Annotated in this window: 17 protein-coding genes; 10 read left to right on the forward strand and 7 right to left on the reverse strand. The window is 64.5% G+C overall.

Annotated features, from left to right (window positions below):
• The first annotated feature begins 22 nt into the window (after positions 1-22).
• From araD1 to JG746_RS27205, 5 genes are all read left to right on the forward strand, one after another.
• Complete coding sequence (gene araD1 / locus JG746_RS27185) at positions 23-1,021, forward strand: AraD1 family protein (protein WP_202355526.1); 999 nt, start codon at positions 23-25, stop codon at positions 1,019-1,021.
• A gap of 52 nt (positions 1,022-1,073) precedes the next feature.
• Positions 1,074-2,099, forward strand: a complete 1,026-nt coding sequence (locus tag JG746_RS27190; protein ID WP_202355527.1) for an ABC transporter substrate-binding protein — start codon at positions 1,074-1,076, stop codon at positions 2,097-2,099.
• A 77-nt stretch (positions 2,100-2,176) separates the two neighbouring features.
• A complete protein-coding gene (locus JG746_RS27195) occupies positions 2,177-3,280 on the forward strand; it encodes an ABC transporter ATP-binding protein (protein ID WP_202355528.1) in 1,104 nt (367 codons plus the stop codon).
• Positions 3,277-4,149 carry an ABC transporter permease gene (locus JG746_RS27200; protein WP_202355529.1) on the forward strand — a complete coding sequence of 291 codons (873 nt, stop codon included), beginning with the start codon at positions 3,277-3,279 and terminating at the stop codon, positions 4,147-4,149. The genes JG746_RS27195 and JG746_RS27200 overlap by 4 nt, the downstream gene beginning before the upstream one ends.
• Positions 4,146-4,946 (forward strand): ABC transporter permease, encoded by an 801-nt coding sequence (locus JG746_RS27205; protein ID WP_202355530.1) that lies wholly within the window; start codon positions 4,146-4,148, stop codon positions 4,944-4,946. Before JG746_RS27200 ends, JG746_RS27205 begins: the two co-directional genes overlap by 4 nt.
• Positions 4,947-4,970: 24 nt before the next feature.
• Here the strand turns inward: JG746_RS27205 and JG746_RS27210 are convergent, their stop codons facing one another.
• From JG746_RS27210 to JG746_RS27240, 7 genes are all read right to left on the reverse strand, one after another.
• Complete coding sequence (locus JG746_RS27210) at positions 4,971-6,368, reverse strand: FAD-binding oxidoreductase (RefSeq protein ID WP_202355531.1); 1,398 nt, start codon at positions 6,366-6,368, stop codon at positions 4,971-4,973.
• 206 nt (positions 6,369-6,574) lie between these two features.
• Positions 6,575-7,834 carry an ABC transporter substrate-binding protein gene (locus JG746_RS27215; RefSeq protein WP_202355532.1) on the reverse strand — a complete coding sequence of 420 codons (1,260 nt, stop codon included), beginning with the start codon at positions 7,832-7,834 and terminating at the stop codon, positions 6,575-6,577.
• 49 nt (positions 7,835-7,883) lie between these two features.
• Positions 7,884-8,315 carry a hypothetical protein gene (locus tag JG746_RS27220; protein ID WP_202355533.1) on the reverse strand — a complete coding sequence of 144 codons (432 nt, stop codon included), beginning with the start codon at positions 8,313-8,315 and terminating at the stop codon, positions 7,884-7,886.
• Positions 8,312-9,367, reverse strand: coding sequence for an aldo/keto reductase (locus JG746_RS27225; RefSeq protein ID WP_202355534.1), 1,056 nt, complete (start codon positions 9,365-9,367; stop codon positions 8,312-8,314). Before JG746_RS27225 ends, JG746_RS27220 begins: the two co-directional genes overlap by 4 nt.
• Positions 9,364-9,717, reverse strand: coding sequence for a TIGR04076 family protein (locus JG746_RS27230; protein WP_202355535.1), 354 nt, complete (start codon positions 9,715-9,717; stop codon positions 9,364-9,366). The genes JG746_RS27225 and JG746_RS27230 overlap by 4 nt, the downstream gene beginning before the upstream one ends.
• A 1-nt stretch (position 9,718) precedes the next feature.
• A complete protein-coding gene (locus tag JG746_RS27235) occupies positions 9,719-10,207 on the reverse strand; it encodes a DUF3830 family protein (RefSeq protein WP_202355536.1) in 489 nt (162 codons plus the stop codon).
• Positions 10,204-10,932 carry a GntR family transcriptional regulator gene (locus JG746_RS27240; protein ID WP_202355537.1) on the reverse strand — a complete coding sequence of 243 codons (729 nt, stop codon included), beginning with the start codon at positions 10,930-10,932 and terminating at the stop codon, positions 10,204-10,206. The genes JG746_RS27235 and JG746_RS27240 overlap by 4 nt, the downstream gene beginning before the upstream one ends.
• A gap of 124 nt (positions 10,933-11,056) precedes the next feature.
• On the opposite strand from JG746_RS27240, the gene JG746_RS27245 reads away from it, so the two are divergent.
• Genes JG746_RS27245 through JG746_RS27265 form a run of 5 tightly spaced genes read left to right on the forward strand, consistent with a single transcriptional unit; the run spans position 11,057 to position 15,786 of the window.
• Complete coding sequence (locus tag JG746_RS27245) at positions 11,057-11,857, forward strand: ABC transporter ATP-binding protein (RefSeq protein WP_202355538.1); 801 nt, start codon at positions 11,057-11,059, stop codon at positions 11,855-11,857.
• The gene (locus JG746_RS27250; RefSeq protein WP_202355539.1) at positions 11,854-12,603 is read left to right on the forward strand and encodes a branched-chain amino acid ABC transporter ATP-binding protein; all 750 of its coding nucleotides are present in this window, start codon (positions 11,854-11,856) and stop codon (positions 12,601-12,603) included. The genes JG746_RS27245 and JG746_RS27250 overlap by 4 nt, the downstream gene beginning before the upstream one ends.
• A complete protein-coding gene (locus JG746_RS27255) occupies positions 12,600-13,508 on the forward strand; it encodes a branched-chain amino acid ABC transporter permease (protein WP_202355540.1) in 909 nt (302 codons plus the stop codon). Before JG746_RS27250 ends, JG746_RS27255 begins: the two co-directional genes overlap by 4 nt.
• Positions 13,505-14,485, forward strand: coding sequence for a branched-chain amino acid ABC transporter permease (locus JG746_RS27260; protein WP_202355541.1), 981 nt, complete (start codon positions 13,505-13,507; stop codon positions 14,483-14,485). Before JG746_RS27255 ends, JG746_RS27260 begins: the two co-directional genes overlap by 4 nt.
• Entirely contained in the window at positions 14,482-15,786 is a 1,305-nt protein-coding gene (locus JG746_RS27265; RefSeq protein WP_202355542.1) for an NAD(P)/FAD-dependent oxidoreductase, read from the forward strand. The genes JG746_RS27260 and JG746_RS27265 overlap by 4 nt, the downstream gene beginning before the upstream one ends.
• Positions 15,787-15,788: the final 2 nt, after the last annotated feature.

The following is a 15,788-nucleotide window of genomic DNA, read 5'->3' on the forward strand; positions in this document are numbered from 1 at the left end:
TCCAAGGGAAGAAGGGTATTTCATGCGTCTTGTTCAGTACAGAATGCCGGATGGCAGCAGGGGGGTCGGCCGTGTCTCCAAGGATGGCGATCATCTGCACCCGCTCACGGGAACGAGCACCGTGCTGGAGTTGGCGGAAGCCGCGATCGCGCGCGGCCTTTCCATTGCGGCGCTCGTCGAGGAGCGCACGACGGCCGAGCAGATCGACTATGACCAGTTGCTGAGCGATGGCCGCGTGCTCGCTCCCGTCGACCACCCGGAGCCGGCGCGCTTCCTGGTTACCGGGACCGGCCTGACCCATACCGGAAGTGCCGCCGCACGCAACCAGATGCATGTTCTGACCCATGGCGACGGTGCCGAGGAATCGGATTCGCTGAAAATCTTCCGCATGGGCCTGGAGGGCGGCAAGCCTGGCGCTGGCAGGATCGGCATCCAGCCCGAGTGGTTCTTCAAAGGCGTCGGCACCTGCGTTGTGCCGCCCGGCGCCGAGCTGCCGATGCCGGCATTCGCGAAAGCCGGAGCGGAGGAAGCCGAGATCGTCGGGCTTTACCTCAATGGCCCGGACGGCCATCCCTATCGCATCGGCTACGCGCTCGGAAACGAATACTCCGACCACGTGACGGAGGGCGAGAACTACCTCTACCTCGCTCACTCCAAGTTGCGCTCCTGTTCGATCGGACCCGAGCTGCTGATCGGCGACCTGCCCGAAGAGGTTCGGGGCCAGTCCAGCATCCTGCGCGACGGCACTGTCATCTGGGAGCAGGAGTTCCTGTCTGGCGAAGCGCACATGTCACACTCGATCGCCAATCTCGAACACTTCCACTTCCGCTACCCGATGCACCGAAGGGCGGGCGACCTGCACGCCTATTTCTTCGGCGCGGCGGTGATGAGTTACGCCTCCGGCATCAAGACAGCTTCCGGCGACGAGTACGAAATCCAGGCACAGGCATTCGGCAAGCCGCTGCGCAACCGGATGGTGGCGGTGCCGGACGAGGGACTGGTCACCGTCACCCAGTTGTGACGGCAGAGGTCCGGAAATTACGGTCCACCAGAACGACAATGGGAGATTAAAAATGGGACTGAAGAAAGCGTTTCTAAGACTGGCGACAATCGGGCTCGGCATCGGCCTGATGACATCGGCGGCACTGGCCGCGAACCTGCGGGTGCTTGCGTGGGACGGCTATGCCGACGCGGACTGGGTGAAGGATTTCACCGCCGCCACCGGCATCGGCGTCGATGTCGTCTTCATCGGCAGCGATGACGAGATCTGGGCCAAGATCAAGGGCAGCGAAGGCCAGGATTTCGACGTCTTCGCCGTCAACACCGCCCAGCTGCAGCGATACATCAAGGCCGATCTGGTGTCGCCCATCGACATCACCAAGCTGCCCAACCAGAAAGAGGTTCTGCCGCGCTTCCGCGATCTGTCTCAGGTCAGCGGCGACACCAAGGACGGCAAGGTCTACGGCATTCCGTTCTGCTTCGATTCCATCGGCCTGATCTACGACACCGACAAGGTCAAGCCGGCGCCGACGTCGATGTCGGTGCTGTGGGACCCGGCCTATAAGGGCAAGGTCCTGGCCTACGACAATGGCGAGCACAATTTCTCGTTCACCGCGCTGACGCTAGGCTACAAGGATCCGTTCAACCTCGACGCCGGGCAGATGGCGGCGGTCAAGGCCAAGCTCGTCGAACTCAAGCGCAATGTGCTGAGCTTCTACACCACCGCCGACGAGGCGCAGCAGATCTACCAGAACAATGACGTTGCCCTGATCTGGGCCAATTACGGCCAGCAGCAGGTCAAGGCGCTGCAGAAGATCGGCGCCCATGTCGCCTACGTCAATCCGAGTGAAGGCGCTCTGGCCTGGCTCGACAACTGGGTGATCTCCAAGGGCGTGCGCGACAATGCGGCGGCCGAGAAATGGATCGACTTCATGCTGACGAAGAAGGTCAGCGGCGAGCTTTCCGAGCGTACCGGCTTCGGCAACACCGTGGTGGAGTCGAGCAGCGCCGGCAGCAACGACAAGCTGGTCTGGCTGAACAATGTCGAGGACCCGCTGAAGCGGTCGGACATGTGGAACGAGATCAAGGCGACGCCCTGATCCTATCCGCAGCCCGATCTGGAAGGACCCGGCGGTCCGGACGTTCCGGACCGCCGCAGCGCATGCGAGACCATATCATGAACCAGAACACCGACCTGCTGACGCTGCGGTCCGTCTCGAAATCCTACGGCACGGTTCCCGTTCTGCACGACATCGACCTGTCCATCCGGGATGGCGAGTTCCTGACCGTTCTTGGACCGTCCGGTTCAGGCAAGACCACCGTCTTGCGGCTGATCGGCGGGCTGGAGCCGCTGACCGCGGGCGAGATCCACCTCGACGGCCAGGACATCAGCCGCATGCCGATCAACAAGCGGCCGTTCAACACCGTGTTCCAGGACTATGCGCTGTTCCCGCATATGACCGTTTCCGGCAATGTCGGCTATGGGCTCTCGGTGCGCCATGTCAAGCGCAAGGAAATCGCGCGCCGCGTGGCGGAGGCCCTCGAGCTGGTGCAGCTCGGGCGCTTCGCCGACCGTTTTCCGGCGCAGCTTTCCGGCGGTCAGCGCCAGCGTGTCGCGCTCGCCCGCGCGCTGATCTGCCAGCCGCGCCTGATCCTGCTCGACGAACCGCTCGCCGCGCTCGATCTGGAGCTGCGCCGGCAGATGCAGGAATTCCTGAAATCCATCCAGCGCGAGATCAAGACCACTTTCCTGTTCGTCACCCACGACCAGGAGGAAGCCATCGGCATGGCCGACCGGATCTGCGTCATGCAGGCCGGCCATATCCGCCAGCTCGGCACGCCGCACGAGCTTTACTATAAGCCGAATTGCGAGTTCGTGGCGCGCTTCTTCGGCGAGAACAATCTGGTCGCCGGAAAGCTCGGTCCTGTCCAGGGTGATCAACGGACGATCGAGACGGCACTTGGGCGGCTTGTTTGTTCGATCAGCAACCAACCGCATCTGAAGGCCGCAGCGGATGGCGCCGGCGCCTTCGCGGCGTTCCGTCCCGAGGCCTTGCATCTTGCGGATGCTACGGACTGCGGCAACCGCTTTTCCGGCAGCATCGCCGACCTCGCCTTTGCCGGCTCGTCCACCATCGCGACCATCACGGCGGGGGCGGACACTGCCGCGCAACGCCTGCGGCTGCGCATGCCGAGCCGGATCGACGGCAGCGCGCTGAAATCCGGCGAGACGGTTTCGCTTTCGTTTGCGCCGCATGAAGGCCATCTGGTGCTGGCATGAGCGCGGCCGGCTCGATATCTTCCGCCGAACGGCGCTTCTCGCTGCTGGTGACGGTGCTGGCTTTCGCCCTGCCGGTGATCTTCGTCCTGGTGCCGCTGGCGATCTTCCTGGTCTACAGTTTCTTCAGCGTCGACCAGGGCACGATCGTCTACACGCCGACGCTCGGCAACTATGTCAGGTTCTTCACCGATCCGATCTTCCTGCCGGTGTTCTGGAACACCATCGTGCTGTGTGTGTCGGTCGCCGTCATCTGCATCCTGCTTGCCTACCCCGCCGCCTATTTCCTGACGACGCTGAGGGGGCGGTGGCGTTACGCCCTGCTGATGCTGCTTCTGGTGCCGCTGTTGATGAGCTACGTCATCAAGATCTATGCGATCCGCAGCATCCTTGGCCTCAACGGCTTCCTCAACAAGGCACTGGTGGCAATCGGCATCCTGCACGAGCCGTCGACGCTCTTCGTGTTCAACATGAACGCCATCCTGTTGACGCTAAGCCTGCTTTTGATCCCCTTCGCCATCCTGCCGATCTTCCTGTCGCTGGAGCGGATACCGCAGACCTTGCTGCGTGCCTCCGACGATCTTGGCGCCAGCGGCCTGCAGACGTTCCTGCGCATCACCTTGCCGCTCAGCCTGCCCGGCGTCGCCTCGGCGGCGAGCTTCGTCTTCGTGCTGGCGATCGGCGATTTCCTGACGCCGCAAATGGTCGGCGGGATCAGCGGCTTCACCTTCGGCCGCATCCTCTACAGTCAGTTCGGCACGGCCTATAACTGGCCGTTCGGCGCGGCACTCTCGGTGGCGCTGGCGATCGTGGTGATCTGCGCCATCCTGGTCGGCGAACGGTCCGGTCGCAACCGGGGAACGTCGCTATGAACGCGCTGCCCCGCCCCTCCACAATCTTCCTGGCAGCGATCACGACGCTCGTCGCGGTGCTACTCTACAGCCCGCTGTTCGTGCCGATCGTGTCGTCGTTCTTCGCGATTTCGCATGGCAATGTCGACTGGTCTTCGCCCACGCTTTCGACCTATGTCGCGCTGGCCGAAAACCACGATATCCTGGCTGCCTTGCGCACCACGCTGATCGTCGGCATCTGCACCGTCATCCTGTCGGTGGTCAGCGGAACGCTGCTGGCGCTCTATTATCACGGCCGCCGCTCCGGGCGCTCGATCCTGCAGTTCATCATCTTCCTGCCGTTCCTGATGCCGCCGATCATCAGCGGCCTGGCGCTGCTGATCTTCTTCCGCGAGATCGGCCTCGAACGCTCACTGCTGACGGTCGTCATCGGCCATACGGTCTTCGTGCTGGCGATCGTCTACCGCACCGTGCTGATGCGGCTGCAGTCTATGAGCCGCACGCTGGTCGAGGCGTCCTACGATCTCGGCGCCACCGGCTGGCAGACCTTCTGGCGCATCATCCTGCCGAACCTGTCGAGCGCCATGGTCGGCGGCGCCATCCTGGCCTTCGCCCTGTCGTTCGACGAGACGATGATCACCATCCTGGTCACCGGCACGCAAAGCACGCTGCCCGTCCGGCTGTGGGCCATGATGCGGCTTGGCTTCTCGCCCGACATCAATGCGCTGGTGGCGCTGATCCTGATGTTCACCGTGCTGCTGTGCGTGCTCGCCGCCCGTTTCCTGATCCCCAGGCAGATGGCAACGGAGCGAAGCTGAGTGCCGGCTACAGGCCGACGCTTATCATCGGGCAGCTGGATCGAGGTCGAAGACACGTCCCGGATTGAGGATGTTCTTCGGGTCGAGCGCCGTCTTCAGCCGCCGCATCGTGGCGATTTCGGCGTCGCTGCGCACCAGATGCAGCCACTGCTTCTTGTCGAGGCCGATGCCATGCTCGGCCGAAACGCCGCCTCCCGCCGCCGCAACGCCGCGATAGACGATGCCGTACGCGGCCGCCGGATCCGCCGTCAGAACCTGATAGTGCAGATTGCCGTCGCCGAGATGACCGAAGACATAGATGTCGGCGCCGGGGTCGACGGCATGGATGGCGGCGTCGGCTTCCTGCAGGAACGCGCCCATGCGCGCCAGCGGGATGCTGATGTCGACGCCGATCAGGCCTTTGATCGAAAACAGCACGCGATTGGCGTCCTCCCGCACGTCCCAGAGCGCCCGGAATTCACGCGGCGACTGCGAGACGACGACATCGTCGACCACGCCGTCCTCGACCGCCTGCATCAGGACTTCGGCGAAGCGCTCACTATCGCGCTCGGGCTCGCTGCCCTGGATTTCGGCCAGCACATAGACGGGTGAGCCAACCGGCAACGGTGCCGGCATCGCCATGCTGGCCGCCATGACGTCATAGAGCGGCGCGAAATTCACCTCATAAGCGGACAATAACGGGCCGAGCCTTTGCCGCAGCAGCCCAAGCAAGGCGATCGCCGCATCGAGCGAAGCGAGCGCGCAGAAGGCGTTCACCTCGGAGGCCGGCTTTGGATGCAGCCTAAGCGCGGCGCGGGTGACGACGCCAAGCGTCCCTTCCGCGCCGATGAAGAGCTGGCCAAGGTCGTAGCCTGAATTGTCCTTGGGCAGGCCTTTCAGCGAGGTCAGCACGCTGCCGTCGGCCAGCACGGCCTCCAGCCCCAGCACCTGCGCGCGGTACATGCCGTAGCGCAGCACGCGGATGCCGCCGGCATTGGTGGCAATGTTGCCGCCGACCGTGGCCGAACCGCGCGCGCCGATATCGACGCCGAACATCAGCCCGGCGCCGTCGGCCGCCTCCTGCACCGCCTGCAGCGTCGCGCCGGCTTCGGCGACGATGGTGGCGGCTTGAGTGTCCGGCACGGCGAGGCCGCTCATGCGCTCCAGCGACAGCACGATCTCGCCCGGCTGGACACGCGTGCCACCGGCCAGCCCGGTGCGTCCGCCCTGGATGACGACCGGCTGGCCGACAGCGTTGCAGCCAGCGAGCGCTGCCGCTACACCAATAGTATCGCGCGGACGCAGCACCACTTCGGGCAGCACGCCAAGTTTGCCGTCGGGATCGTCGCGATAGCGCTGGTCGACATCGGAGCCGGCAAGCACACCGCCCGCGCCCAGCCGATCGCCAAGGGCAGAGAGAAGCCGTTGCGTTTCGGGCGACATCGGCTCACGCGCCTGCGTGGTGAAGCGCGTCGTCCAGCGACCGGATGGGCCGATGAGTATTTCCGTCCGACACGCTCGCCATCCTTCAATTGCAGCCAGCCGATCCTATTCGGGATCGCCTGTCGTGCAAGCGATATCGCCTGCCCCGGGTGACACCGGCATCAATCACGGCAAGACGCGGTTGATGCCGGCGTCATTGTGCCTGCTTACTGAAGCTTGGCCTGCAGCGCGTTGACGTCGTCGGTGGTCATTTCGCCGTCCGTGGTCACCTTGCCGTCGATGATCTTCCACAGCCGGAATGGACCGGTGATGTCGCCAAATTTGTCGAAGGCGACCGGACCGATGACGCCTTCGTAGCGGATCGGCTTGCCGTCCTTGATCAGGCCGAGCGCCTTGGCGAATTCCTCCTTGCCGGCAAAGATCGGCGTGCCGGCCGGATCGACCGCCTTATACATGGCGTCCTTGATCTTGGCCGGATCCTCGGAGCCGGCAATGGCGATGGCGAGGCCAACGATGGCGCCGGCATCATAGGAACGGTCGGCTGCCGGGTTCGACGGTTCGATGCCGGAGAACGCCTTGTAATTCTTGGTGAAATACTCGGTCGATGCGGTCGGGCTGGTTCCCGACGACGTGCCATAGGCGTCCTTCAGATAGTCGGCGCCGACGGACTCGATGAAGTCAGGGCTGTTCATGCCGTCATTGAGCAGGAATTTCTGCACGCCGCCCTGCGAAATCCAGGTGCGGGCGACGGTTGCGCCGTCGACCGGCGTGCTGACCAGATAGAGGCCGTCCGGCTCGCCGGCCATTGCAGCCGTGACTTCCGAGGCATAGCTCGACTGCTTCTCGTTGTAGGGCGTGTCGGAGACGATGGTGCCGCCGAGCGCTTTGTAGGCGCGCGAGAATTCGGCCACCATGTTGACGCCGAAATCGTTGTTGACGTGGATGATCGACAGTTTCTTGAAGCCCTTGTCGATGGCGTATTTGGCGGCGGCCACACCTTGCAGCGCATCGGACGTGATGGTGCGGAAGAAGATGCCGTTGGTCTTGCCGTCGCGGCCGAGCGCGGTCAGCGTCGGCGAGGAGGACGCCGGCGAGACCTGGACGATCTTGGCAGGTGCTGTGACCGAGGTCAGGATCGGGATCGACACCGACGAGATGATGCCGCCGATGATGACCGGCACCTTCTTGACCTGCACCAGCTGGGTCGCGGCGTCGACGGCAATGTTGCCCTGGCTCTGGCTGTCGCGCGTATCGGTCACCAGATCGCAGCCGCGCACGCCGCCGGCGTCGTTGATATCGCGAAAAGCCATTTCGACCGACTTGGCGCCGGCCTGGCCGTATTCGCCGGCCGGACCGGTCAGCTCCATGACGAGGCCGACGGTGATCTTGCAATCGGCAGCCTGCGCGGCACCCGCCATCGTGACGAGAGCAAGCGCGGTGGTGAGTTGGAGTATCGTCTTTCTCATTGTTGTTCCCCTTTCGTTACTCGACACTAATTTGATCTCTGGAGCCTGTTCAGCGTTCCGGCACCTGCAGCCAGGTTTCATGCAGGTGTCGCCATTCGACGCCGTTGGGCGCCGATGAACTGGTGGTGAAGACAGCGCTCGACTGGCGGCGGCTGTGCTTGCCGCCGCGCAACTGCGCCTCCACGTAAAGGACGACGATGGAGTCCTCGGTTTGCCAACCGGGCCTGATATCCTCGATCGAAATGGCAAAGCCTTCGTCGCATGTGGCGCGGCTTGAGCGGACATGATCAATCACGGCGTCACGGTCCAGGATCTGGCCGCTCGGAGCGATCAGGGTCAAGCCTTCGCCCATGGCACGCTCGAATCGCGAGAAATCCACCATGTCGGCACGCGCGGCGACGAACCAGTCCACGAAGAAGCGATGCAGGCCGACGACCTCGGCGCTGGCCTGCGAAAACAGCGTGGGGTTGCCGGCGCTCATGTGCGGCCTGCGTTCAAATTGTAGTGCATGATCGAGCCGTGGCGGCCATGCCGGTCGCGCTCCAGCGTATAGACGTCGCCCAGGGGACCTTGGCTTTGCGCGATCACGGCTGCGATCTTCGCGTGGTCGTCGGCATCGAGTGCGACGTCCATGATCTTTGCATTGGCCAATGCGTGAGCCTGGTTACGGGCGCCGACGATGACAGCCGCCACTTGGCGCTGTTCCAGCACCCAGGCGCTGGCGATGGTGGCGATGTCGACGCCGTGGCGGTCGCCAATGGCCTTCAGTGCCTGCAGCAGTTGCTGGAACAGGTCCCAGCCGCCGAAATCGTCGATGATCAACTTGTATTTGACCAGCGAGCGGTTTTCGAGCGGCGTCGCGGGTTCGGCGACCCCAAGCCATCTGTCGCTGAGGAAGCCGCCGGCCACCGAACCATAGCAGAGGAAGGAGACGCCGTTTGTCTTCGCAAGCGCTGCGAGCTTGTGTGCTGGCCGCTGATCGAGCACCGAATACTGCAGTTGCTGGCTGACCAGCGGAATGCCGGCGGCGAGGATTTCGGCGAGCCGCGGCGTGTCGAAATTGGTGGTGCCGAGATTGCGCACCTTGCCCTCGCGCCGAAGCTCGTCGAGCCAGCCCATCGCCTCGACATAGCGAGGCTGGTCATAGTCCCACCAATGGAACTGCACGAGATCGAGCCGCTCCGTCTTCAGCCTGCGCAGCGACTGATCGACGATGCCCCTGATGTAATCCCGGCTGATCGTGGCCAGCCTTTCGAGGTCGGGCACCAGTTTGGTGTGCACCTTCATTCTTGCGGCAATGTCGAGGCCGCGCGCGCTGGCCAGGCGCAGGCGCGCGGCGCCGATCAGTTCCTCGACGCCGGTGTAGATGTCGGCGCAATCATAGGTCCAGATGCCGGCATCGAAAGTGGCGATCAGGTCGGTCACCGCTTGGTTGCGGTCGATGGCGCCATGGCCGCCGGCAAGCTGCCAGCCGCCGCGAATGACGCGCGAGATGGTGTAGCCGGGGCCGAGTTCGAAAGTCTTGGCGGTCATCCCTTGTCATTCTCCTTCGGCAGCGGCACGGCCGTGGTCTCGGCATGGCTGAACCGCCGTTTGCCGGTCCTGACGATCCTGAGCCGGCTGGCGCAGTTGGGGTCGGGACAAGCGATCTCGGCATCCGAGGTCATCCAGTCATTGGCGTCGGTGGGGCGCTGCTTTGCCGCCAGCAGCGGCAGCACAGCGGCGAGCGAGTAGATCGAGAAGCCCTGCCCTGCTGGCATCGACAGCATCTCGCCCTTCAGCTCGAAATAGTCGCCGGCCCTGGCGCCGCAATAGATCGGCTTGCCCTCGGGGACGACCGCCTCGACGCGAAGGTCGAAGAGTTCGAAACTGTCGTCGGCCATGTCAGGCCTCCACCAGGCTGAAGGTGACATCGCAGGCGCCGTTGCGGCGGATTACGCCACAGGCGGCGGCGAACTGCTCACGCTCCTGCGGCAGCACCTGCGCCACCACGCTGCCGGCCAGCCAACCGATCGGGAACAAAAGCCGCGCGCCTTGCCCGTAGTACAGGCCGATGTCGAAAATGGCATTAGGGTTGCCGCCCCACATGCGCGGCGGCACATAGGACAGCACGATGTCGCCCGGCTGCGGGGTCAGCGTCGCGTTCTCCGCCGGCAACGGTTTGGCGAAGGACCGGCCTTCGAGATCCACCGATGGAACCGGGCAGGAAATTTCTGGCCCGGTCCACATGGCATGGATGCCGGGGACCACGCGTGGCGTGGCGAGGTAGGTCTGGAGAAAGGCAGCGTTTTCCGGAGCCTTTTCGGGCAGCAGCAGCGCCGTCACGGAAAGCTTCGAGCGCGGCTCGGTGATCCTGATGGCGGGCGTTGTCATGTCAGGTCTTTCGTGGACTGGAGCTTGTCGCGCAGGAAGGCAAAGGGTCGGCTGATATCGGCCACCAGCGCCTCGCGCGCCGCTTGCGCATCCTGCTTGGCGAGAGCCGCGACGATGCTGCGGTGATAGTGCGCGGTGTCCACCTCGCCGGCGTCGGAAAAGGCGTAGATGGCGACGCGGATGCAGGGGCCCGATTGCAGCCACAGGCTTTCGATCATAGGGATCAGCACGGCCGAACCGCAGCAGCGGTAGATCTCGAAATGGAAGCTCTGGTTGAGCGTCGCTTCGCGGTCGATATCCTTCTTGTGCTTGAGGGCCCGCATCTCGTCCCACTCGCCGAGCATGGCTTCAATCGAAGCGATCTGGCGCGGGTTCATGCGCGTGGCGGCAAGCGCGATCGCTTCGCCTTCGATGAGTGAGCGGGCGCGCAGAAGGTCATCGATACGCTCCAGCGTGATCGGCGGCACGCGCACCGAGCGGTTGGGCAGCGCCTCCAGCGCCTTTTCCGTGATCAGCCGGCCGAGCGCTTCGCGCACCGGCATGGTCGAGGTGACCAGCGCATCGGCAAGGCCACGGATGGTCAGCACCTGGTTCGGTTCGAAAAGCCCGCCAATCAGAGCGCGGCGCAACTCGGAATAGACGCGATCCTGAACGGTCTCGCGGCCGACCGGCGTGAGCTGGGCTGCGATCGTTTCGTTGTTTCGCTCGATGGCAGCCTTCTGCATTCCCGGCTTTTGCCCCGTTTTCGGCTTGCGGATGAAATTAAAGCCGAATAGCGTGATCAAAGCAAGTGTGATCACAAATCAAAAATCAGGAGGCGACAACGATCGTCTTCGGCCAGAGGGTTTGATGAGCGAGGCAACCGAACGGCAGGGGAAGGAGACCCGTGCGCCGGTTCTGACGGCAAGGAATGTCGTCAGGCGGTTCGGCGGCCTTGTTGCTGTCAACGATGTGTCGTTTGACGTCAAAGCAGGCGAAATCCTCGGCCTGATCGGGCCGAACGGCGCCGGCAAGACGACGATGTTCGACCTGCTTGCCGGCAGCCTGTTGCCGACCAGCGGCGATATCCTGCTCAACGGCGTGCGCGTCTCGGGCGAAGCCGCGCATCTGCGCATCGGCCGTGGCCTCGGCCGCACCTTCCAGATCCCGCGCCCGCTGCCCAATCTGACGCTGATCGAAAACATCATGCTGGCGGCACAGGGCCAGGCCGGCGAAAAGCTGCTGGCCAACTTCGTCACACCGTGGCGGGTGGCGGCTCAGGAAAAAGCGGCCAGGGCAAAGGCGCTCGACCTGCTGGAACTGGTCACCCTCACGCATCTCGCACATCAGCCCGCGCGCGTGCTTTCCGGCGGCCAGCGCAAGCTGCTCGAACTCGCCCGCGTCATGATGGCCGACCCGGCGATCATCCTGCTCGACGAACCGGCGGCGGGCGTCAACGCGACGCTTCTGGAAGTCATCATCGACCGCATCCGCGACATCAATGCGCGCGGCATCACCTTCCTGCTGATCGAGCACAATATCGACATGGTGACGCGGCTCTGCCACCGCGTGCTGGTCATGGCGAGCGGCCAATTGCTCAGCGAAGGCACGGCGGAAGAAGTCGCCCGCGACCCGCGCGTCATCGAAGCCTATCTCGGGGGCACGGCATGAGCGAAACCGTCCTCGATGTCCGTGATCTCGAAGCCGGCTACGAGCCGGGTGTGCCAATCGTGCGCGGCGCTTCGATCACCGTCGGCAAGGGCGAGATCGTCGTCGTGCTCGGCCCCAACGGGGCCGGCAAATCGAGTTTCATCAAGGCGATCGCCGGTCTCGTCCCGATCACCGGCGGCACGGTGTTTTTGGACGGTAAGGACATTACCGCCGCACCCGCCCACACCATGGTACGGCTTGGCCTGGCCTTCGTGCCGCAGACCGAAAACATCTTTCCGCTGATGTCGGTCGAAGACAATCTGAAAGTCGCCTGCGGAATCCTCGAGCGGCGTGAAATCCCTGCGCGTATCGACGAGATGTATGCGGCCTTCCCAGATCTCGTGCGCCAGCGCCGCACCGCCGCCGGCAATCTGTCGGGCGGACAGCGGCAGATGCTCGCGGTCGCCCGCGCCTTGATTGTCCATCCCAAGGTTCTGGTGCTCGACGAACCGTCAGCCGGGCTGTCGCCGAAATTCGTGTCGATGGTGTTCGAGATGCTGGCCGGCATCCGCAAATCCGGCGTCACCATCCTCTTGGTCGAGCAGAACGCCAAGGCGGCACTGGCCATCGGCGACCGCGCCTATGTGCTGGTCGAGGGCAAGGACCGGCACGAAGGCGTCGCTTCCGAACTGTGGAACGACCCGGTCGTCGCCGAGCTGTATCTTGGCCAACGCCCTTCTCGCGCCGGCAAGGGAGGCGCGGCATGAGCCTGCAATTTGTCGTCGACGGGTTGCTGACGGGGTCGATGATCGGCCTTGGCGCGATTGGCGTGACGCTGACCTATTCGATCCTGCGCTTCTCGAATTTTGCCCATGGCGACTTCATGGCCTGGGGCACCTATGCGACTTTGGCCGTGGTCAGCGCCATCGGCGCCACCTTCGGCAAGGTAGCACCCATCGCGCCGCTATCCTTCGGCTGGCCGCTCCTGGTTGCGATGGTCGTCGGCATGGCCTTCACCGCCCTGCTGGCGCTGCTGCTCGACAGAGTGCTGTTTTCGCGGCTGCGTTCGCAAGGCCAGGCGATCATTGTGGTGATGGCGAGCTTCGGTGCGTCCATGGCGCTGCGCAGCCTGCTCGAATTCACCTTCACTTCGCGTCCGACCTATTTCAGCCGGGCGATCCAGATCGCCATGCCGGTCGGTTTCGGCATCCGCATCACGCCCGACCAGATCGCGCTTCTGCTGCTGACCGCGGTGCTTGTGCTCGGCGTGCATCTGTTGATGACGCGCACGCAGACCGGCCGCGCCATGCAGGCGCTGAGCCAGAACGCGGCACTGGCCCGTATCGTCGGCATCGACGTCGCCAGCGTCGTGCGCGTCACCTGGGTCATCGGCGGCGCGCTTGCCTGCGTCGCCGGCGTGATGATCGGCATCCTCGTGCAGATCCGCCCGTTCATGGGCTTCGACATGCTGTTGCCGATGTTCGCCGCAGCCATCCTGGGCGGCATCGGCAGCATTCCGGGCGCAGTGCTCGGCGGCCTGATCATCGGGCTGGCCGAAGCCGGCGCGGTGCAGCTGATCGGCGCCGAATGGCGCGCCGCCGTCTCCTTCATCATCCTGATGGCGGTGCTGTTCGTGCGGCCGATCGGCCTTTTCGGAGTTCGGGAAAGATGATCGATCTCATCGGCTACGGCGCCTTTTTCCTGACCACCGCGCTGATCTTCTCGCTGGTCACGCTCGGGCTCAATCTGCAGTGGGGGCTGACCGGCCTGTTCAATGTCGGCCTCGCCGGCTTCGTCGCCATCGGCGCCTATACCTCCGCGCTGCTGACCACGCCTGACGATGCCGCGCGGCTCGGTGGCTTCGGCCTGCCGATCCTTGTCGGCTGGCTCGGCGCCATGATCGTCGGCGGCATTGCCGCTGCGCTCACCGGCATGGCGACACTGCGGCTCAGGTCCGACTATCTGGCGATCACCACCTTCGGCGTTGCCGTGGTCGTGCAACTCGTCGCACTCAACGCACAGAAGCTGACCGGCGGGCCGTTCGGCATCGGCTTCATCCCACGCCCTTTCGGCAGCCTTGCCGAGACGCCGCTGCTGTTCAACCTGTCGAACCTCGCCGTCGTCTGCGCGGTGACGCTAGTTGTCTTTTTCGCTTTGGAGCATCTGTCGCGCAGCCCCTGGGGACGCGTGCTGAAGGCCTTGCGCGAGGATGAGCGGGCGGCGATCTCGCTCGGCAAAAGCGCGCGCTTCTACCGCGTCCAGGCCTTTGCCGTCGGCGGCGCCATCATGGCACTGGCCGGGGCACTGCAGGCGCATTTCACCGGCTTCATCGCGCCGGACAATTATCTGCCGATCCTGACCTTTCAGGTCTGGGTGATGCTGATCGTCGGTGGCTCGGGCAGCAATCTTGGCGCGGTCATCGGCAGCATCCTGGTCTGGGGAATCTGGGCCGGATCGGGGACACTGACCAGCGTGCTTTTCGCGCCCGAGCAGCAGGCGCGCGCGGCCTCGCTGCAGATCGTCGCCATCGGCGTCATGCTCTGCGTCATCCTGCTGATCCGGCCGAACGGGCTGTTCGGCGACAGGCTACAGCGGCTACGCGGCAAGCGGGCGAAACTGGCTGCGGGCGAAAGCGGCTCCGATTCATGAATGCCCTCGGTCGAGACGGGACGCATGGCGCTTCGCTCTGGCACGCCGTCAGCCGCAACCGCCGGGAACGGCCGGCGCTGCAAGGCGGGCTGGATGTCGATCTGGCCATCGTCGGCGCTGGATTTTCCGGCCTGTCGACCGCGCTGCACGCCGCCGAAAAAGGCATCTCGGTCGCCGTCCTCGAAGCCGAAATCATCGCCTGGGGCGCGACCGGGAGGAATGCCGGTTTCGTCGTGCCGAACTTCGCCAAGATGGATCCCGACAACATCCTTGCGCATCTCGGCCCCGAGCGTGGCGAACGCCTGATCGACTTTGCCGCCGGCAGCGCCGACCTGGTCTTCGGCCTTATCAAACGGCACGGCATCGACTGCGACGCCGTGCAAAACGGCTGGATCCAGCCGGCGCATTCGCCGGCAGCGTTCGAGAAGGTCAAATCGCGTGCCGGGCAATGGGCGCGGCGCGGCCGGCCTGCCGTTATTCTGGATCGGCAACAGGTCGAGGCGCTGACAGGGGCGCGCGGCTATGTCGGTGGCTGGATGGACCGTTCGGGTGGCGTGCTCAATCCGGTCGCCTATGCGAACGGACTGGCCGATGCGGCGGAGAAGGCCGGCGCGCGCCTCTTTGAGCAAACGCGCGTCACCTCGGTCGATCGCGTGGCCGATGGCTGGTCGCTGAAAACGCCGTCGGGCTCGGTGCGTGCCGGCAAGGTGCTGATCGCCACCAACGCCCATGGCGGGTCGCTCAATCCGCTGCTGCAACGAAGCTATTTTCCGCTGAAGATCTTCCAGATCGCGACCGAGCCTTTGCCGCGTGAAGTGCGGGCGCGTCTGCTTCCCGGCGGGCAAGGCGTCGGCGACACCAGGCGCAATCTCTTCACCTTCCGCTTCGATGCCGACAACCGGCTGATCAGCGGCGGCATGCACATTCTGGGCGCCGGCGCCGACACGCGCGTGCCGCAGACGATCTGGCGGCGGCTGGCCAGGCATCTCGACCTGCCGGACCTGCCGCCGCTGGCCCATGGCTGGTCGGGAATGGCTGCCGTGGAACCGGATTTCCTGCCGCACCTGCTGGACCTCGGGCCGGGGCTGATCGCCGGCCGCGCCTGCAACGGGCGCGGCATTGCCATGACGACGGCGATGGGCAAGGTGTTGGCCGACTGGGCTGCGGGAATCGAGGCTCGTGATTTGCCGCTGCCGTTCGCACCGCCGGCGCCGATCCCCTTCCATGCGGTGCTGCGGCACGCGCCCAACATGCTGCTCGGCTGGAGCATGCTGCGCGACCGGCTGGACGAGACCGGATAAAA

The organism is Mesorhizobium sp. 113-3-3 (assembly GCF_016756495.1).
Taxonomy (GTDB): Bacteria; Pseudomonadota; Alphaproteobacteria; order Rhizobiales; family Rhizobiaceae; genus Mesorhizobium.